The organism is Acinetobacter sp. ACNIH2, assembly GCF_002934965.1.
In the GTDB taxonomy this organism is placed as follows: Bacteria; Pseudomonadota; Gammaproteobacteria; order Pseudomonadales; family Moraxellaceae; genus Acinetobacter; species Acinetobacter tandoii.
This window is the reverse complement of record NZ_CP026412.1, coordinates 2327322-2345829: the sequence shown is the minus strand read 5'-3', so window position 1 is coordinate 2345829 and position 18508 is coordinate 2327322. Positions and strand designations below refer to the sequence as shown.

Below are 18508 nucleotides of genomic sequence, written 5' to 3'. Positions count from 1 at the left end.
TTTAGCAACCTTTATATTCTGGGGTACGCTTTTGCATAAAGGCTTGTACGCCTTCACGGTAATCGCTGGAACGACCTGCCAAACGCTGTAAATCACGCTCTAGAATCAACTGATCATCTAAATTATTGTGTGCAGCCGCATGAATAGCTTTCTTAATCAGGGATAAACCATAAGTTGGTTGTTTCGCCAAATGTTCAGCCAATTTTTCTGATTCAGCTTTCAAGGCATCATCTTCAACCACTTGCCAAATCATGCCCAATTGCACCGCTTGCTCTGCTGGAATTTTATCGCCCAACATGGCTAAGCCCATTGCCTGAGCACGACCCACCAAACGTGGCAGGAACCATGTGCCACCAGAATCTGGCACCAAACCTAAGCGACAAAACGCTTGGATAAATGACGCTGATTTTGAAGCAACCACCAAGTCACAGGCCAAAGCAATGTTGGCACCCGCACCTGCTGCAACACCATTCACGGCACAGATCACAGGTTTAGGCATTTCAGTAATCAGTTTGATCAACGGGTTGTAATATTTTTCAATCGACAAGCCTAAATCGGGTGCGTCTGCATTGGGGTCAACCACACGGTCATTTAAGTCCTGACCTGCGCAGAAACCACGACCTTCCGCCGAAATTACCACTGCACGAATATTGCTGTCTTTCGACCATGCTTTGAGTACGCTCGATACTTCTTTGTGCATGGTTTCATTAAAGCTGTTAAGTTGTTGTGGACGGTTAAAAGTGAGATAGCCCACTGCATTTTTTTCTTCAACAAGTACGGTTTGGTATTCCATTACACACCTCTAAATTCTGGTTTTCTTTTCTCTAAAAATGCATTAATGCCTTCTTGGCGGTCTTGCGTTGCCGCCAACCAAACGAAATGCTGACGTTCCAGCTTTAAGCCTTGGCTTAAGGTCACTTCATGAATCGATTTCAAAGATTGCTTGATCACACGAATCGCCAATGGCGCTTGTTTGGCAATTTTTTCCGCCAATTCCACGGCATATTGCACGGTTAAACCGACTGGACACACTTGGCTGGTAATGCCATGTTGCAATGCGGTTTGCGCAGAAATCATTTCACCTGTCATCGCCCAACGCATGGTGAGTTGCTGCCCGACTAAACGGGCTAAACGCTGCGTACCGCCTGCGCCTGGCAACATACCTAAACCAATTTCTGGCAAAGCAAACTGTACATTTTCACCCGCAAGTACGATGTCGCCATGCAGTGCCAGCTCAAAGCCCGCACCAAAGGCATAGCCATTGATCGCCATAATCAGTGGCTTAGAAAATTCGTCGATACGTTTCCACAACTGTGGGCGCAGGTCTTGCTGAATGCTGACCACATCCAGTTTGGATAATTCATTCAGGTCTGCACCTGCGGCAAAACATTGTGAATTACCTGTAATCACCACCGCTTTGACCGATGAATCTGCTTCTAGCTGTTGTAGATAATCGGCAATTTCTTGCAAGGTGGCATTGTTTAAGGCATTGCGTTTTTCAGGTCGATTCAGTTCAATCAGGATTACGCCCGATTTTGGAGAACTGGTTTTAATGTATTCCATCTTACCGCTCCTTGTTCAGGCTTATTCGTCAAAGCTCAAACGAACATTGGCTGAAGTTGGCAATGCCTGACAGCTCAACACATAACCTTTTTCCACTTCATCTTGTTCAAGGCTATAGTTGATCGCCATTTCGACCTGACCTTCCAGCACCTTACATTTACAGGTTGCACAAACACCGCCTTTACATGCATATGGCAAGTCCGCACCTGCACGCAGCGCTGCATCTAAAATGCTGTCATCTTGTTTAGACACTTCAATGATCAGTTCACGACCATCGAGAATAATGTTGACCTTTTCTTCGCTACGGCTTTCGATTTGCTGTGCCGTTGCTCGTGGTGCTATGCCAGTATTGAAGCGTTCAGTGTGAATTTTGCAGCGCTCAATACCAAATGTTGGCAGTACTGTTTCCACAGCCGTCATCATTTCTTCTGGACCGCAGGCAAAACAATGATCAGTATCTACCTGAATCAATTGAGCCTTGAACAGTTGCTGTAATTTTTCTGCATCAATACGACCATTAAAAATTTCACTGTCGTTCATTTCGCGAGAAAAGATATTGATCAGTTGCAAACGCTCTTTAAAACGGTCTTTCAAATCCATGATTTGTTCTGCAAACATGGTTTGTTTCCAAGAACGGTTGCCATAGACCAAAGTAAACTGTGCATCCGCTTGGCGGTTTAAGACCGATTTCACAATCGATAAGATTGGGGTAATGCCGCTGCCCGCAGCAAAACCAAGGTAATTTTGACCGCCAACTTTGGCAGCTTTTTGGAAGAACACGCCTTGCGGTGGCATCACTTCAAGTACATCACCTGCTTTTAAGTGGTCATTCGCCCACGTTGAAAATTGACCCTGATCAATTTTTTTAATGGCAATGCTCATGTCTTCTGCGACATCGCTACAAATGGAGTAGCAACGACGTAGCTCACCTTCATCCGTCATATGACGAATCGTTAAGTGTTGTCCTGGTTGATATTCAAATGCAGCGAACTGCTCAGGTGCCAAATCAAATGCAATGCAAATTGCCTGTTCAGTTTGTGGCTGAATGGATTTAATCGTTAATGGTACAAATTGGCTCATCTAAAATTCCCTCTTTCTTTTCGATTTTTTCAATGTGTGAGACATGGGTTCTTTGCAAATGTCCTGAATTAAATGCACTTGAAATAATCGAAAGGTTCTAAGCAGTCTTGGCAACGATATAAGGCTTTACATGCTGTCGAACTGAATTCACTTAATAATTTGGTGTGCTGACTATGGCAGCGCGGACATTGAATGCCATCGGTCAAAGCGACATGCGTACCACAACTGTGAGAATTACCCTGCGGCGGCGCAATGCCATATTGCTGCAATTTTTCTTTACCCGCTTCACTCATCCAATCCGTGGTCCAAACTTCAGAAAGATCCACCACCACTTTTACTGGGGTCAAACCTTTGGCTGCAAAAGCTTGGGTAATATCTGCCGTTAAAACATCTGTCGCAGGGCAACCGCTATAGGTGGGCGTGAGTCGCACGACAATTTCATTCTGCGCGTTGAGTTCAACACCACGAATCATGCCTAAGTCGAGTACCGACAACACTGGAATTTCAGGATCAGAGACCTGCGCTAACACACTCCAGCATTCATCTGCGACATGTCGAATTAAATTCATACGACTCACTCCCTGTGATTTCGTTTTACCAAGCCATATTTGGATATGAACGTTGCATATATTGCATTTCTGCCAGAATGTAACCTAAGTGTTCTGTGTGCAGTCCTTGTTTTGCACCACTACGGTATGCACCTGTTTCTGGCAGACTAAGTTGCATACGGGACAATTCTGATTGCACGGTCTCCAACCATTGATCTTTTAAAATTTCAAGATTTGGAATCAGACCTGTATCCACCAAATGCATTTCATCAGCGCTAAGCTGGAACAATTCTTGAGTAAAACGCCATAACTGATTTAAACCATTTTGAGTTTTTTCATGCGCTTCAGCAGTCCCCAAACTCAAACGCTCCATCCATGTGGTCGAGAAACGTAAGTGATATTTCACTTCTTTTAAAGATTTGAGTGCAAATGCAGAAACATCGGCATGACTGCTGTTGGTTAAAGCTGCTAACAACAATGCATGGTAATGATCCATGAACCATTGACGCACAATGGTTTGTGCAAAATCACCATTCGGCTGTTCAGCCAACAATAAATTACGGTATTCACGTTCTGTTCTGAAATACGCCAGTTGATCTTCATCGCGACCTAAACCTTCAATCTGACCTGCAAGGCTTAAAGCTGTGCGTGCCTGACCCAACAAATCCAGACCAATATTGGCTAAAGCAATATCGAGTTCTAACTCTGGCGCATGTCCACACCATTCAGCCAAACGGTGTGACAGGATCAGTTGGCTATCGCCCACATGTAACAGAAATTCTGCTAAAACTTGTGTACTCATCGTTTTTCTCCCTTCCCTTACATGTGCTCAATGCCATCTGGAATGTTGTAAAACGTTGGGTGGCGATAAACCTTGTCTAAAGATGGGTCAAAAAATTCTGGTTTTTCATTTGGTTGAGAAGAAGTAATCAATTCAGATTTCACCACCCAAATACTGATGCCTTCATTGCGACGTGTATACACATCACGTGCATTTTGCAGTGCCACTTCATCATCAGATGCACGCAAGCTACCCACATGACGATGACTTAAACCTTGTTTACTACGGATAAAAACTTCGTAAAGTGACCAGTTATTTTTGTTATCCATGACCTTATTTCCCTTCATCTCTGATCTGAATTAAGCAACTTTCTGTGCTTGCTGCTGTTCTTGCTGTTTCTTGGCATACACTGCGGCAGATTCACGTACCCATGCACCGCCTTCCCATGCTTTACGACGCGCTTCAATACGTTCGTGGTTACACGGACCTTTGCCAGCAATCACGTCAAAAAACTCATTCCAATTCACCTCGCCAAATTCGTAATGACCTGTGTCTTCATTGAATTTTAAGTCTGGATCTGGAACGCTTAGACCGAGTTGCAAGACTTGTGGCACGGTGTTATCGACAAACTTTTGACGCAAAGCATCGTTACTGAATAACTTGATTTTCCACTGCATGCTTTGCGCACTGTTTGGAGAATTATCATCACTTGGACCAAACATCATGAGGGCTGGCCACCAGAAACGGTTCACGGCATCTTGCGCCATTTGCTTTTGTTCTTCAGTGCCGTTTGCCAATTGCATCATGGCTTCAAAGCCTTGGCGCTGGTGGAAACTTTCTTCTTTACAGATACGCACCATAGCACGCGCATAAGGACCATATGACGTACGGCAAAGCGCAACCTGATTCACAATGGCAGCACCATCCACCAACCAGCCAATCGCTGCTACATCTGCCCAAGTGAGTGTTGGATAGTTAAAAATCGATGAATATTTCATACGCCCTGCAATGAGCTTATCCATCATGTCATCACGGTCTGCACCTAAAGTTTCGGCGGCACTATAGAGGTATAACGCATGTCCTGCTTCATCTTGGACTTTTGCCAATAACACCGCTTTACGTTTTAAGGTTGGTGCACGCGTAATCCAGTTACCTTCTGGCAACATACCTACAACTTCAGAGTGTCCATGTTGACCAATTTGACGAATTAAAGTTTTGCGGTAGGCATCTGGCATCCAATCCTTTGGCTCAATTGAAATGTCCTTTTCAATGCGCTGATCAAAAGCTTGTTGTTGGTTATTCATTTTTCCCTCACTTATCCCAAGTGTCGTTACAGTTAAATTAAAACGATACATAAATAAAATCAATATTAATTTTAAGGTATCATTTAATTAAATTTTACACTTATACTTAAGATATTGTTTTTAATAAATTTAGTTTGAATTAAATTTTGGTTTGAATTTTTTACATACGAATTACGATTGACTTTCAGACGTTTTAATACCAAATTATGAAACATCAAAACTAAAATACAGTTAAAAACGTATCATAAAAGGAGTTTTACCATGCTAGAGTTAGACAACAACTCAATGGAGCAACACGATACAACTGAAGAGCACCAAGCTCAGCCCCTTAAAACCCTAAGTTCTTTGGTATATGGACAGGAATATTCTTCTCATGCGGAATTACGTACGGTTTATCATGCCATTACAGGTGAAGCGATTTATCAAGTGAGTAGCCATGGCATTAGCACCAAAGCCATTGTGGATTATGCGAAAAAGCAAGGTGCAGCCATTGCGATGTGGACTTTCCACCAACGTGCCAATGCCCTAAAACAAGTGGCGCAATATTTATTAGAACGTAAAGAACACTATTACGAACTGGCTAAAGCAACGGGCTGTACCCGTAAAGATGCATGGATTGATGTTGAAGGCGGGATTGGAACCTTATTTGCTTACTCAAGCCTTGTACGTCGTGAACTGAGTGATGAAACTGCGCTAGTAGAAGATGCATGGATTCCATTATCAAAACACGGCAATTTCGGTGCCAAACATATTCTAACCTCTAAAGCGGGTGTGGCATTGCATATTGATGCCTTCAACTTCCCAATCTGGGGCATGTTAGAAAAAATTGCACCAACGTTATTGGCGGGTGTGCCATGTATTGTGAAACCTGCAACTGAAGGTGCTGAGCTTACCCATGCAGTGGTGAAAGACATATTGGCAAGTGGCTTTCTACCGGCGGGTTCACTACAGTTAATTTGCGGTCAAATTTATGATTTGATTGAACATTTAAACCCACAAGATACCGTAACTTTCACGGGTTCAGCGGCGACTGGTCAACACCTACGTGCAAATCCACACTTAAACCAATATTCAATTCCATTCTGTATGGAAGCCGATTCTGTCAACAGTGCGATTTTGACTGAACACGCCAATGATGAAACTATCGATTTATTTGTGCGTGAAGTGTTCCGTGAAATGACCACCAAAGCAGGACAAAAATGTACGGCGATCCGTCGAGCCTTTGTTCCCGCAGCTTTACTCGAAACCGTACAAACGCGTTTAGTGGCTAAGCTACAAAAAGTCGTGGTGGGCGACCCTGAAATTGAGGGCGTGACAATGGGTGCTTTGGCGAGTGTGAAACAAAAGTTCAGCGTTGCGAAAAAAGTGGAACAACTTAGCCAAGATGCTAAAGTGGTATTGGGTAGTCACTTACGCCAAGACTTCGAAATTCAAGCGAAAAATGCCGATAAAGGCGCATTTTATCCACCAACTTTATTGGTTTGTGAACAACCGACTCAAGCACAACATATTCATGAAGTGGAAGCGTTTGGTCCAGTTTCTACCCTGATGCCGTATCAAAATCTGGCTGAATTGGCAGATCTAGTTGCACGTGGCGAAGGTAGCTTGGTGGCTTCCGTGGTGCGTAATGTAGATGAAAATATCGAAGTTCTCATTACCAAAATTGCCCCATGGCATGGTCGTGTACACATTTTGGATGCTGAAAGCGCGAAAGAAAGTACAGGTCACGGTTCGCCACTTCCATACTTGGTACATGGTGGCCCAGGACGTGCGGGTGGTGGTGAAGAACTTGGTGGTTTACGTGCCGTCAAGCATTATATGCAACGTACCGCTTTACAAGGTTCACCAAATGCCATGACCCAAGTCGGTCATAGCTGGACAGCAGGTGCACAAGTGTTTGAAGACCGCGTACACCCATTCAAAAAAGACTTTGATGAACTCCGCGTGGGTGAACGTTTACTTACAGCACGTCGTACTGTGACCGAAGCAGACATTGTGAATTTTGCCTGCCTAAGTGGCGACCACTTCTATGCACACATGGATAAGATTGCAGCGGCAGATTCTCTGTTTGGTGATCGCGTGGCACATGGTTATTTCATTGTCTCTGCCGCTGCTGGTCTGTTTGTAGATGCAGCAGCAGGTCCAGTCATTGCCAATTATGGTATGGATAACCTGCGTTTTGTAGAACCCGTAAAAATTGGCGATACCATTCAAGTCGAATTGACCTGTAAGCAAAAAACACCAAAACCACAACGTGATCCAGAGCAAAAACCGCATGGTGTGGTGGTTTGGGACATTAAAGTCAAGAACCAACGTAATGAATTGGTGGCAACCTATGACATTTTGACCTTGGTTGAACGGGCGGCCTAAGTCTGACGTATAACAAAAGAGAATCATTTGATTCTCTTTTTTTTATAATAAAAAATAATTGTATCTTTTTATCACAAAGTGATTGACCCCGCCTGATTTAACCCGTAGATTAAAAATAAGATGATACACAATAAAAACAAAAATAAATATAAAAGTATCAAATAACCTCAAACAGTCAGCACAGGAAGTTGCGTGATGAACGATAAATCCATCGATATAGAACTGGTTGAAAGGACGATTCAACCTGAAGCACAAAATTTTGAACACCACCCAGTTTCAGACCATTCGCCTACGCATAATCAAGCGGCGCAAACGCGTAGCAGTGCCTACCATTGGTATGTCGTGATCATTTGTATGGTGGCCTACATTCTTTCTTTTGTAGATCGTCAAATTTTATCCTTGATGATTGAACCGATTAAACATGACCTAATGCTGAGTGACACCCAATTCAGCTTGTTGCAAGGTTTAGCATTTTCATTGTTCTATGCGGTTATGGGTGTACCGATTGCAGCCCTTGCCGACAAAAAATCACGGATTAAAATTATTGCGATTGGGATTGCCTTCTGGAGTTTTGCTACGGCAGCTTGCGGCCTAAGCAAGAATTTTCTACAAATGTTCTTGTCCCGCCTTGGTGTGGGCGCAGGTGAAGCGGCTCTTTCTCCAGCCTTCTATTCCATTGTTGCCGATCTTTTCCCTAAAGAAAAATTGGGGCGTGCTTTAGGTCTTTATGCCATTGGTGCATTCATTGGTTCGGGGCTTGCCTTCCTGATTGGGGGTTATGTGATTGGTTTACTCAAAAATGTAAACTTGGTGACCCTGCCGCTAATTGGTGAAATTAAAACTTGGCAACTGACCTTTATGATTGTCGGTTTACCTGGGGTGTTATTGGCGTTGTTAATGATTTTGACGGTGCGTGAGCCTGAGCGTAAGGGTTTGAAAATTGGTCAAGATGGCCAAGTAGTAAAAGCCTCTTTCAAGAACTCGATTGCCTTTATTAAAACTCATAAAAAGACTTTCTTCTGTCACTTTATTGGTTTCTCTTTTTACACCATGATGCTATACGCATTACTTGGTTGGGCACCTGCGTTCTATATGCGTAATCATGGCTTAGATGCCAGCCAAACAGGTTATATTCTTGGGATTATCATTTTGGTTGCCAATACTTCGGGCGCATTATTCTGCGGTTGGCTTATCGACTGGTTCTCTAAACGAGGTTATAGCGATGCAGCAATTCGTAGTGGCATGATCGGCTGTGCAGCCCTGATTATTCCAAGCGTCTTGTTTACACAAGTGGATAACATTTACCTGTCGTTTGCGTTGATTTTTGTGGCGATGTTCTTCTCGACATTTCCGATTCCAGCATCTGCAGCAGCAACACAAATGCTCACGCCAAACCAGTTACGTGCCCAAGTCTCAGCCAAGTTCCTTTTGGTATCAAACTTAATTGCTTTAGGCATTGGAACTACGGCTGTTGCTTTAATAACCGACAAATATTTCCAAAATACCGTGATGGTGGGTAATTCAATTTCGATTGTAAATGCCGTAGCGGGCGTACTCGGTACATTCTTATTGTACAAAGGCTGCCAATATTATCGTGACAGTATTCAAATAGAGAAAGATGCCGAACATGCGTAATCACTTTAGATTAATCAAACCATGCTAGCGAAAGGTTCTCCTTTCGCTTTTTTATTTACTCACGATAAGACGTTTTGGATCTGTTTATTTTCAACGGATCATTGAGCAGAAATCACTTCTACCCCCGCTTACTTTATAAAATACATATTCTTATTCTAATAGACACCAGATCTCACAAAGAAATGAACAGAGAGTCGTATCTAACTTGGTCACTTTAAATGGATTCTAACAAATGTACTTCATATAATCGCCATTATGTTAAATTGATCTAAAATTTTTAATGCTATGGAACTATTATGAGTATAGAAAAAATTATTAAAGGAATAAAAATTATAGACTTACATGAATTAGATGATGACTTTTCTGGTATCAAAGATGAAAAACTAATTACTTTGGCAGAAAAAACTCTCGATTTGAAATTTCCTGATGACTATAGGTTTTTTTTACAAGTATTAGGATGTGGTGACATAGGTGGTCGAGAGTTTTACGGAGTGATTGATTCAGACTTTATTAATTCATCCATACCAGATGTTGTCTGGATAACATTACAAGAGAGATTTGAATCAGGTCTGCCTAATAATTATATCGTTATTAGTGATACTGGTGATGGGAGTTATGTTGTATTGAATTACATAGAATGTGATGAAGATAAAATCATGATATGGACACCTGGCATAAATGACCCAAATACTTCATTTGACCGATATTACAGTGATTTCGGAACTTTTTTTTATGATCAAATCGTTAACTTAATCTAAAATTAACATAATGCACGTTATACGTAATTCAATTTTTTATTTGATATAATTCAATATCTTAAATTATTTAATAAATCCTAACACAGATGTCTTGAGATTTTTTAATAGTTCATCATATTCCATGATTACTTATTAAACGAAGTTCCACGGTTTTATGTAGTCTCATTTACCCCTAAAAGATAAAAAATTGTCCAGATAAAATAAGAATAGATGTCCAAGTAGTTATTGATTTTGCAATAAGATATCAAGCATATTCCATCTCAGCTTCATTCATGCTTCTTGATGATTTTTCAATAAATGCCAGTGATCTGTTGTTGATTGATCTCGATTCCCATCTTCGAAACTGTATCTTCAGGATATTGATTAGCATCATTTTGCGGTAAAAATCTAGTATCTTAAATTATTTCTAATATATTGGATTTTAAATCCTGATCAGATGCTGACATGGATATACATCAACAGATTTCACAGCGTATTCGTGAACTACGTCTAGCACGTGGTTATACCTTGGAAGAACTGGCGAATGGACTGGGAGTTTCGCTTGCCAATGTATTCAGTGGCATGGAATTCCTCACATCCTTTAAGCCACTGTTACGCCATGCGGGGCAACCCGTTTGCCAAGATCTGAATCTGGCTATATTCTGCGCAGCCTTAGCCCTTTGAAAACCTCAGTACAACTGGTTGAAGTGCATTTTCCCGCACATATGCATCACCTACGACGTCACGCAACGTGATCATGCCATGCAGCAGCAAATCTGGGTCATCACTGGGCAATTAGAGATTCAATTGGGTCAACAAACTAATCAACTGCATTAGGGCGATTGTCTTGCCCTCAGTGTTAATCATCCCATTATTTTAGCAATCCAAATGCAGAACCTTATCGTTAAGTTTTAGCGATTGAAGATAGAAAAATCCCATACAATATGCACCTTACACCTGCTTGGAACCTACGATGTCACAAAGTGAAGCCTCTTTAACCGAGTTTAAACTGATTGAATGCAATGAAACCGAGCATGCCGTTGCTATTTTAGAGATTCTGAATGAGGCGATACTAAATTCCACGGCTCTATATGACTATCAGCCACGCACACTGAAAACTATGCAAACGTGGTTTGCGACCAAACGAGAGCAGCATTTTCCTATACTCGGCATTTTAAACCCGACTGGAAAATTACTCGGCTTTGCAACATGGGGAACCTTTAGAGCCTTTCCTGCCTATAAATATACGGTTGAGCACAGTGTGTACATTCACCATGAGCATCGCGGTTGTGGGCTGAGTAAAATCCTGATGCAGACACTCATTGAAAAAGCACAACAGCAACAATTGCACGTCATGGTGGGCTGTATCGATGCCGACAATGTTGCCAGTATTCGATTACACCAAAAGCTCGGTTTTACCCATTCAGGCACGATTCAACAGGCAGGATTTAAATTTGGTCGCTGGTTAGATGCCGCATTTTACCAACTAACGCTTACGACCCCTCTAGATCCTCTGGATGGTTAAACTCAATTGCAAATGTTTAAAATAAAAATGAGAGCACAATGCTCTCATTTTAGAATAGAAAAAATGGTTTAACTGGCTTGCTGAAATTCACTTAAATGCTTAATTTCATAGGGTAAACCGACATAGTTTTCTGCCAGTGTCGTTTGTCCTGCCAATGAACCAAGGATATAGCTCAATTCAGCCTGTTTAATCTTATGATCAAACTCGCTTTCGGTTTCAAAACGATGCAATAAATGCGTCATCCACCAAGAAAAACGTTCTGCTTTCCACACCCGTTGCAAACATTTTTCCGAATATTCATCGATGCCCTGCTCGGAGCCATCTAAATAATACTGAATGAAGGCACTGGATAAATAGGCAATATCTGATGCTGCCAAATTCAGACCTTTCGCTCCAGTTGGTGGGACAATATGTGCCGCATCGCCTGCCAAGAACAGTTTTCCAAAGCGCATCGGTTCAGTTACAAAGCTACGCAGTGGTGCAATACTTTTCTCAATCGATGGACCTGTGATTAATTTTTCTCGACTTTCAGGGTCTAGGCGGTTTTTCAATTCATCCCAAAACTGTTCATCTGACCAATTGTCGACATGATCGGTTAATGGCACTTGCAAATAGTAACGACTGCGCGTTTCTGAACGCATACTGCACAAGGCAAAGCCACGTTCCGACTGCACATAAATCAACTCATCTGCAACAGGTGGTACATCTGCCAACACACCTAACCAGCCAAAAGGATAGACTTTTTCAAAGGTTTTAATCTTGTCTTCAGGCACACTGGCACGACACACGCCATGAAAACCATCACAACCTGCAATAAAATCACATTCAATTTGATACGACTGGTTTTGATATTGAAAAGTCACTTTCGGCTGCGTATAAAAGTCATCAATCTGCACATTCTGTGCTTCATAATATGAGCTCAAACCCGCTTGCTCACGGGCATGCATTAAATCTTTAGTCACTTCGGTCTGACCATACACGGTCACTTGCTTACCGCCTGTCAGTGCAGCTAAATCCAGTCGATGCTTTTGTCCTTGAGTCAGAATTTCAATGCCTGAATGCGGTAAACCATGCGCCTTGAGGTTTTGATCGACACCAGCTTCGGTCAACAAATCTACCGAAACCTGTTCCAAAATTCCTGCGCGGATACGCGATGACACATAGTCAGCGCTGCGCTGTTCAATAATAATATGATCAATGCCTGCTTTATAAAGTAACTGTCCGAGTAACAGCCCTGCGGGACCTGAACCAATAATTGCCACTTTGGTTTTTACAATTTCCATGCTGTTCATCCTTGTTCGTTCCTTGTTTCAGATTACGCTGGGATGTTTTTTTGAGCTATATCGCCATATTGAAATTGACCGTATACCATTAGAGTTGTCCGAATATCGGACAAAAATAATTCATTTTTCAGGATAAGCAGTATGGAAGCTGAGCAAAACAAGGTTATACATCCACATTCACAAGACGTGATACTTCAAGCCGACTACATTACAGGTCTAGCCAAAGGCTTGCATATTTTGGAGGCCTTCGGAGTCGATCGACAGCGTCTGAACGTGACCCAAGTGGCTGAACGCACAGGCATAAGTCGTACTGCAGCTAGACGACATTTAAAAACTCTGAAATTTTTAGGTTATTTGGAAACCGATGAACATTATTTTTGGCTAACCCCGCGAGTGTTACGTTTTTCCAGCGCTTATTTAAGTTCGGCACATCTGCCTAAAGTGGCACAATCTTTACTGAATTTACTCTGTGCACAGACATCGCTCACCTTTTCCATGGTGGTTTTAGATGAACATGAAGTGGTGCCCATTGCCAGAAGCTATTTACCACAACAAGATCAGTTTCGGGTCAATCCGTATGGCATGCATTTGGGCAATCGCCTGCCTGCCCATGCCACGTCGACAGGTAAAGTTTTACTAGCCGCTTTATCGAAAGAGGAGCAACAGACTTGGGTAGAAAAGTATGGATTAAAGCGTTTAACTCCTTTAACAATTACCGATAGAAATCAATTCTATGCCGAACTCGAGAAAGTGACTTTATCGGATTATTGCCTGTCTAAAGAAGAACATGAGTTAGGTATTATTGCGCTTGCCGTGCCCGTGTTAAACGCACAAGGTCAGACTATTGCCGCCATTAATTGTATGTCGCAAAGCAACCGCACGAGTGAAGAGTATTTAATTCAGCAAGTTTTACCGTTGTTGAGACATGCGGCAAATGAATTGCGTAGCTTAATTTAAAACCTCCTCAGACTTAAACCCTACTCAGACATCTAAATGTTGGATATTTAATCCAGAATATGTACTAAATGAATAGCAACTATATATTCAGCATAAAAAAGCCATGATAATTACATGGCTTTTTTTCAATTTTAAGAGATAAAAATAGGTGCTATATTCGCTTATTTCACAGGAATCATAAGATGTTGATAAGGGGTTCCTGACCACATGATATAAGGAACTGTGGTATCAGGTTGTGCACTTTTTGGATACATATCATAAAAACTTTGTGATGCACCCACAATCATGACATGTGGACCTGTTTGCAGCCAATGATTGTTTGCGGTCGGTTTGGTGGCATAAGGGTCGACATTGCTCGCATCAGTCCCGCCCATAAGCATGTACATAAAACCAATTTTACCTTCTACTGGTTTTTTATGACCAATCCAAGCTTCGGCCCATGCAAGTGCAGCGGGGTCCATACACATCGGATCTGGGCCAGGTGTTGCAGGGTTATCGGGCATGCAGGTAAAATTATTGTGTCCTTTATGCAAAACACGCATTTTTCCATTGGCATCCATCGCAACAATTGTCGCTTTTGCACTGACATTCATTGGTGCTGCACTCATAGCACTCATCATCGCTTTTTTATCATCGACTGAATGCGAGCTATGCATTGCCATGTCCATACCAGAACTGTTGTAATCATCCATAGCAAATGTCATGGGGGACAATAAAGAAATACATCCAGCAGTTATTAAAAACTTGAGGAAATTCATGGCATATCCTCCGATTTTGAGGTTAAGTGTGTAATATAAACTTCCGTTCTACACTACACCTGCCATAGCTTAAAAAAATGGAATGAAACTCAAGATTATCATTCTTATCAAGTCTATTTTTTAACCAAAACAAAGCAAAGTCAATATCATGGACACCTTATATTACAAAACATAAAATTAGATAAAAATCAGTATTATAACGCTTCATTCTATTCATTCTGTATTTCTTTTGCTCTATATAACTTTCGGAATTTTGTATGACTAACAATACTACTATAACCCGAATCTCGGATAAGCAATTGACTTGAAAAAGAGAAAGACTAGAGCCATCAGTTGAGTTACCACACCAAACTAACAACTCTAGGCCTTATGATTGATAGTACCCAATTATTCTGCATAATTAATGATTTCTTTCTAAAATTTGAATCAATCTATTGGAATTTCTTAAAGCAGAACTTTCGATGCTCAAGAGTTCGCCCTGCTCAGCTCAGTATTTCTGAAATTACCTTTATTGCAATTTGGTATAAGTGCTCTCATTTCAATAATTTCAAAGCATTCTTTACAGCGTTAAAATATAACAATAGCCATCTATTTAAACATCTACCGTGTTATCAACGCATGATTCATCTGATGAATACACATCAACTGGCTTTACATGCCCTACATTTTGCTTTGATGAAAGATCAGCAAAGCAATTATTTATGGATTGATTCAACCATATTACCTGTCTGTAAAAATCAGCGAATACAACGTCATAAGTCTTTATCGGCTATTGCAACACGTGGAAAAAGCTCAATGGGTTGGTTCTTTGGCTGTAAGCTGCATTTGCTGATGAATCAATCAGGTGGAATAGTAAATACGATTTTATCTAATGGACATACAGCAGATATCAAAATGGTGGAGCAACTAGTCAAAGGAATGACTGCAAAATTGTATGCTGATCGCGGCTATATTAGTCATGAGCTTAAGAGCAGGCTTAAAGATCAAGATATTGATTTGATGACCTATCATCGTAAAAACATGCAAGCGATTAAATTATCAAAAGCGGATAACTACCACTTAAAACAACGCAATAAAATAGAAACATTATTCAGCTTGCTAAAAGGGACATACAACTTAGTCACGAGCAAAGCACGGAGTATTACAGGTTATTTGACAGGCATTTATGCTTCTCTGTGCGCTTATCAACTTTGTCATCAAAATAAGCCAATGATTCGTATTATGGAAATATCGGCTTAAGCAGGATTCGGGTTAACTAGAATAAATAAACGCAATTACACTATTTTTTATTTATAAAAGAGTTTTTTAATAAAAAATACTTAACTTCTCAAAGAGAATATATGAATAATCCTAAATCTGTGCTTTTAACCATCGAATAAAAGCATCAACTTTCGGTAATCGTGGATTTTTTCTTGAAATGGTGTAGTAATGCTGTTCACAAGCTAAAAACATTTCAGAAAATGGCATAATCAATGCCCCACTTTCAAGGTCTTGTTGCACTAACCTTTTTCGTCCCATACAAATGCCCAAATGTTGTTTTGCTGCAAGTAATGCCAAATCCGAACGGTCAAACAGCATCCCCTTCGATAAACCCAATTCCACAGAAAAATGAGTCGCCCAGCTCTGCCATTCAACCATGCCAGTCTCATTGTTCCATGCTTGGCTATCGTGCAATAACGTGCAATGCTGTAACTGTTGTAACTTCCCAGTTAAATTCATCTTTTCAGCATATTTCGGGCTACATACAGGAACAATTTGTTCATCCATCAAGTAATCATAATTTAAATGTTGTGATGGTTGATGGCCAAAATACAGTGCCAGATCAATACCTGTGCGTTGAAAATTCACCATCTCATTGCCTGTTAAAATTGATAGTTCAATTAATGGATATTGCTGAATAAAATCCTGCAATTTAGGAATCAGCCAACATTGAGTAATTGAGGGCCGTGCATAGATGGTGAGAGAACCCGTCAAAGCCTGATTTTGAATTGCTTTTATTTCACTACTTAAATGATCGAAAGATAATTGTAAAGCTGCCAGTAATCTATGCCCTGCATGACTCAAGACCACCTTACGATGCAAACGTTCAAATAATTGGATATTGAGTTCTTTTTCAAGCAGATTGATTTGATGGCTGACAGCACTCGGTGTCAAACATAACTCAGCGGCTGCCATAGCAAATGATTCGTGTCTTGCAGCAACTTCAAAAGTATAAAGTTTGGATAACTGAAAACCTGTTAGATTGTTATAGGACGTACTCATTTGTTTTATCTCTATTCATGGCTCTCATCTTGATATTGAAATTAAGCATACGCTTTGACTTAAAATCAATTCATCTAAACATGTTTTATTCAACACTAAAGTAGATTACAGATGAATTATTTTCATGCATACGTCAAATATCATCATTTGACCCAGTATAGTAAATGCATTGAAATAAGCTCACAGTCGTTGTCTTGCCACTAAATATTTCTGTTTTTAGCCTGCAAAACCTATATGAGCCATCACATGAATCCTCAACAGATCCAGCAACTCACTCAACAGTACCCCATCGTTAAAACATTGATCGAACTGAAAGAAACCATTTGGTTTAATCCTGATTTCACAACATTAGAAGAAGGGTTACCTTATGTTGGACTCAATCAGGCAGACATTTATGATGCACGTGACCGTTTAGCTCGCTTTGCATCCTATCTCATGACGGCATTTCCAGAAACAACCGCAAACAATGGAATCATCGAATCTGATCTGGTATCTATTTCAAAGATGCAACAACAGTTAGAAGCACAATTCGGACAAAAAATTGAAGGAACCCTCTGGCTTAAAAAGGATAGTCATTTGCCCATTTCTGGTTCTATTAAAGCCCGCGGGGGAATTTATGAAGTGCTCTATTTTGCTGAAAAAATAGCACTGGATGCAGGTTTACTGACCTTACAAGATGACTATGCCAAATTAAACGCCTCTGAATTTAAAAAGTTTTTTAGTCAATATCGTATTGCGGTAGGCTCCACGGGAAATCTAGGGCTATCTATTGGCATCATGAGTGCGCAACTGGGTTTTAATGTGACAGTCCATATGTCGGCAGATGCTCGACAATGGAAAAAAGATAAATTACGTGCGCATGGCGTCACTGTTGTCGAATACGCAGAAGATTATGGTGTTGCGGTTGAAGCAGGACGCAAAGCGGCACTCGCAGATCCAAACTGCTATTTTATTGATGATGAAAATTCCAAAAACCTGTTTTTAGGTTATGCCGTTGCAGGGGAACGCTTAAAGCAGCAATTACAACAACGTGATATTCAAGTCGATCAAGAACACCCTTTATTTGTCTATTTACCTTGTGGTGTCGGTGGTGGCCCTGGTGGTGTAGCTTTTGGTTTAAAAATGGCATTTGGCGATCATGTTCATTGCTTTTTTGCCGAACCCACACATTCTCCCTGCATGTTATTGGGCATTGCCACAGGCTTGCATGATCAGATTTCGGTACAAGAGATAGGCATCGACAACATCACCGATGCAGATGGACTCGCTGTTGGTCGTGCTTCTGGTTTTGTCGGTCGCGCCATGCAGCGATTATTAGACGGTCTTTACACTTTAGATGATCAGACCCTTTATCAATTGCTGGGTTTGCTGAACCAAACCGAAAAACTGCAACTCGAACCTTCAGCTCTAGCTGGCATGTTGGGGCCTGTGCTCATTTCCAAACATCCTGAATATGCGGCAATGCATCATTTAACACCACAACAACTTAAAAATGCCCACCATATTGTTTGGGGTACGGGTGGTGGTATGGTGCCTGAAGAAGAAATGTCCCAGTATTTGGCTAAGGCTGCTCAGCCCTAATATGTTGTCTTTCTAACCCCATTTAAAGATAAAGAAACACGCTGTTAGCCTCTATGCTGAAAGCGTGTTTCGATACACTGTTCCAAGCAAATTAAACTATTTAAACAACGAAATAGACTTAAAT

18 protein-coding genes are annotated in these 18508 nt (G+C 41.1%); 8 read left to right on the top strand and 10 right to left on the bottom strand.

Annotated elements, in window-relative coordinates:
* Window position 1: 1 nt before the first annotated feature.
* The 7 genes from paaG to paaA all read right to left on the bottom strand — a co-directional run bounded on the left by paaG (window position 2) and on the right by paaA (window position 5276).
* The gene (paaG, locus tag C3F34_RS11025; RefSeq protein WP_104441604.1) at window positions 2–793 is read right to left on the bottom strand and encodes a 2-(1,2-epoxy-1,2-dihydrophenyl)acetyl-CoA isomerase PaaG; all 792 of its coding nucleotides are present in this window, start codon (window positions 791–793) and stop codon (window positions 2–4) included.
* Window positions 793–1563, bottom strand: a complete 771-nt coding sequence (locus tag C3F34_RS11020; protein WP_104441603.1) for an enoyl-CoA hydratase-related protein — start codon at window positions 1561–1563, stop codon at window positions 793–795. The genes paaG and C3F34_RS11020 overlap by 1 nt, the downstream gene beginning before the upstream one ends.
* A gap of 21 nt (window positions 1564–1584) precedes the next feature.
* On the bottom strand, window positions 1585–2643 hold the full coding sequence (gene paaE, locus C3F34_RS11015; RefSeq protein ID WP_104441602.1) for a 1,2-phenylacetyl-CoA epoxidase subunit PaaE: 1059 nt from the start codon (window positions 2641–2643) through the stop codon (window positions 1585–1587).
* A 68-nt stretch (window positions 2644–2711) separates the two neighbouring features.
* Window positions 2712–3212 carry a 1,2-phenylacetyl-CoA epoxidase subunit PaaD gene (gene paaD, locus C3F34_RS11010; RefSeq protein WP_016167095.1) on the bottom strand — a complete coding sequence of 167 codons (501 nt, stop codon included), beginning with the start codon at window positions 3210–3212 and terminating at the stop codon, window positions 2712–2714.
* Between the two features lie 25 nt (window positions 3213–3237).
* Window positions 3238–3993, bottom strand: a complete 756-nt coding sequence (gene paaC, locus C3F34_RS11005) for a 1,2-phenylacetyl-CoA epoxidase subunit PaaC (protein ID WP_104441601.1) — start codon at window positions 3991–3993, stop codon at window positions 3238–3240.
* Window positions 3994–4010: 17 nt separating this feature from the next.
* Window positions 4011–4301: a 1,2-phenylacetyl-CoA epoxidase subunit PaaB gene (paaB, locus tag C3F34_RS11000; RefSeq protein WP_104441600.1), complete on the bottom strand. Its 291-nt coding sequence runs from the start codon at window positions 4299–4301 to the stop codon at window positions 4011–4013.
* Window positions 4302–4331: 30 nt separating this feature from the next.
* Entirely contained in the window at window positions 4332–5276 is a 945-nt protein-coding gene (gene paaA / locus C3F34_RS10995; protein ID WP_104442341.1) for a 1,2-phenylacetyl-CoA epoxidase subunit PaaA, read from the bottom strand.
* A 285-nt stretch (window positions 5277–5561) separates the two neighbouring features.
* Here paaA and paaZ point away from each other — a divergent pair, with 285 nt between their 5' ends.
* The 5 genes from paaZ (at window position 5562) to C3F34_RS10970 (ending at window position 11543) form a co-directional block, all read left to right on the top strand.
* Window positions 5562–7646, top strand: a complete 2085-nt coding sequence (paaZ, locus tag C3F34_RS10990; protein ID WP_228155364.1) for a phenylacetic acid degradation bifunctional protein PaaZ — start codon at window positions 5562–5564, stop codon at window positions 7644–7646.
* 192 nt (window positions 7647–7838) lie between these two features.
* Window positions 7839–9281: a spinster family MFS transporter gene (locus tag C3F34_RS10985; RefSeq protein WP_171284967.1), complete on the top strand. Its 1443-nt coding sequence runs from the start codon at window positions 7839–7841 to the stop codon at window positions 9279–9281.
* A gap of 296 nt (window positions 9282–9577) precedes the next feature.
* Complete coding sequence (locus C3F34_RS10980; RefSeq protein ID WP_104441597.1) at window positions 9578–10039, top strand: SMI1/KNR4 family protein; 462 nt, start codon at window positions 9578–9580, stop codon at window positions 10037–10039.
* 444 nt (window positions 10040–10483) lie between these two features.
* Window positions 10484–10702 (top strand): helix-turn-helix domain-containing protein, encoded by a 219-nt coding sequence (locus tag C3F34_RS10975; RefSeq protein WP_104441596.1) that lies wholly within the window; start codon window positions 10484–10486, stop codon window positions 10700–10702.
* A 289-nt stretch (window positions 10703–10991) separates the two neighbouring features.
* A complete protein-coding gene (locus C3F34_RS10970) occupies window positions 10992–11543 on the top strand; it encodes a GNAT family N-acetyltransferase (protein ID WP_104441595.1) in 552 nt (183 codons plus the stop codon).
* Between the two features lie 68 nt (window positions 11544–11611).
* Here the strand turns inward: C3F34_RS10970 and pobA are convergent, their stop codons facing one another.
* Complete coding sequence (pobA, locus tag C3F34_RS10965; protein WP_104441594.1) at window positions 11612–12826, bottom strand: 4-hydroxybenzoate 3-monooxygenase; 1215 nt, start codon at window positions 12824–12826, stop codon at window positions 11612–11614.
* 141 nt (window positions 12827–12967) lie between these two features.
* On the opposite strand from pobA, the gene C3F34_RS10960 reads away from it, so the two are divergent.
* The gene (locus C3F34_RS10960; RefSeq protein WP_104441593.1) at window positions 12968–13783 is read left to right on the top strand and encodes an IclR family transcriptional regulator; all 816 of its coding nucleotides are present in this window, start codon (window positions 12968–12970) and stop codon (window positions 13781–13783) included.
* Window positions 13784–13944: 161 nt separating this feature from the next.
* On the opposite strand, the gene C3F34_RS10955 is transcribed toward C3F34_RS10960, so the two are convergent.
* Window positions 13945–14541: a hypothetical protein gene (locus C3F34_RS10955; protein ID WP_044738245.1), complete on the bottom strand. Its 597-nt coding sequence runs from the start codon at window positions 14539–14541 to the stop codon at window positions 13945–13947.
* A 369-nt stretch (window positions 14542–14910) separates the two neighbouring features.
* Here C3F34_RS10955 and C3F34_RS10950 point away from each other — a divergent pair, with 369 nt between their 5' ends.
* On the top strand, window positions 14911–15780 hold the full coding sequence (locus tag C3F34_RS10950) for an IS982 family transposase (RefSeq protein ID WP_104441592.1): 870 nt from the start codon (window positions 14911–14913) through the stop codon (window positions 15778–15780).
* 111 nt (window positions 15781–15891) lie between these two features.
* Here C3F34_RS10950 and dsdC read toward each other — a convergent pair whose 3' ends face one another.
* On the bottom strand, window positions 15892–16803 hold the full coding sequence (gene dsdC / locus C3F34_RS10945) for a DNA-binding transcriptional regulator DsdC (RefSeq protein WP_104441591.1): 912 nt from the start codon (window positions 16801–16803) through the stop codon (window positions 15892–15894).
* A 246-nt stretch (window positions 16804–17049) separates the two neighbouring features.
* On the opposite strand from dsdC, the gene C3F34_RS10940 reads away from it, so the two are divergent.
* A complete protein-coding gene (locus C3F34_RS10940) occupies window positions 17050–18384 on the top strand; it encodes a D-serine ammonia-lyase (protein ID WP_104441590.1) in 1335 nt (444 codons plus the stop codon).
* Window positions 18385–18508: the final 124 nt, after the last annotated feature.

Coding starts and splice junctions, on each gene's coding strand:
- paaG (WP_104441604.1), bottom strand. CDS start 793: ATGGAATACCAAACCGTACTTGTTGAAGAAAAAAATGCAGTGGGCTAT.
- C3F34_RS11020 (WP_104441603.1), bottom strand. CDS start 1,563: ATGGAATACATTAAAACCAGTTCTCCAAAATCGGGCGTAATCCTGATT.
- paaE (WP_104441602.1), bottom strand. CDS start 2,643: ATGAGCCAATTTGTACCATTAACGATTAAATCCATTCAGCCACAAACT.
- paaD (WP_016167095.1), bottom strand. CDS start 3,212: ATGAATTTAATTCGACATGTCGCAGATGAATGCTGGAGTGTGTTAGCG.
- paaC (WP_104441601.1), bottom strand. CDS start 3,993: ATGAGTACACAAGTTTTAGCAGAATTTCTGTTACATGTGGGCGATAGC.
- paaB (WP_104441600.1), bottom strand. CDS start 4,301: ATGGATAACAAAAATAACTGGTCACTTTACGAAGTTTTTATCCGTAGT.
- paaA (WP_104442341.1), bottom strand. CDS start 5,276: ATGAATAACCAACAACAAGCTTTTGATCAGCGCATTGAAAAGGACATT.
- paaZ (WP_228155364.1), top strand. CDS start 5,562: ATGGAGCAACACGATACAACTGAAGAGCACCAAGCTCAGCCCCTTAAA.
- C3F34_RS10980 (WP_104441597.1), top strand. CDS start 9,578: ATGAGTATAGAAAAAATTATTAAAGGAATAAAAATTATAGACTTACAT.
- C3F34_RS10975 (WP_104441596.1), top strand. CDS start 10,484: ATGGATATACATCAACAGATTTCACAGCGTATTCGTGAACTACGTCTA.
- C3F34_RS10970 (WP_104441595.1), top strand. CDS start 10,992: ATGTCACAAAGTGAAGCCTCTTTAACCGAGTTTAAACTGATTGAATGC.
- pobA (WP_104441594.1), bottom strand. CDS start 12,826: ATGGAAATTGTAAAAACCAAAGTGGCAATTATTGGTTCAGGTCCCGCA.
- C3F34_RS10960 (WP_104441593.1), top strand. CDS start 12,968: ATGGAAGCTGAGCAAAACAAGGTTATACATCCACATTCACAAGACGTG.
- C3F34_RS10955 (WP_044738245.1), bottom strand. CDS start 14,541: ATGAATTTCCTCAAGTTTTTAATAACTGCTGGATGTATTTCTTTATTG.
- C3F34_RS10950 (WP_104441592.1), top strand. CDS start 14,911: ATGATTGATAGTACCCAATTATTCTGCATAATTAATGATTTCTTTCTA.
- dsdC (WP_104441591.1), bottom strand. CDS start 16,803: ATGAGTACGTCCTATAACAATCTAACAGGTTTTCAGTTATCCAAACTT.
- C3F34_RS10940 (WP_104441590.1), top strand. CDS start 17,050: ATGAATCCTCAACAGATCCAGCAACTCACTCAACAGTACCCCATCGTT.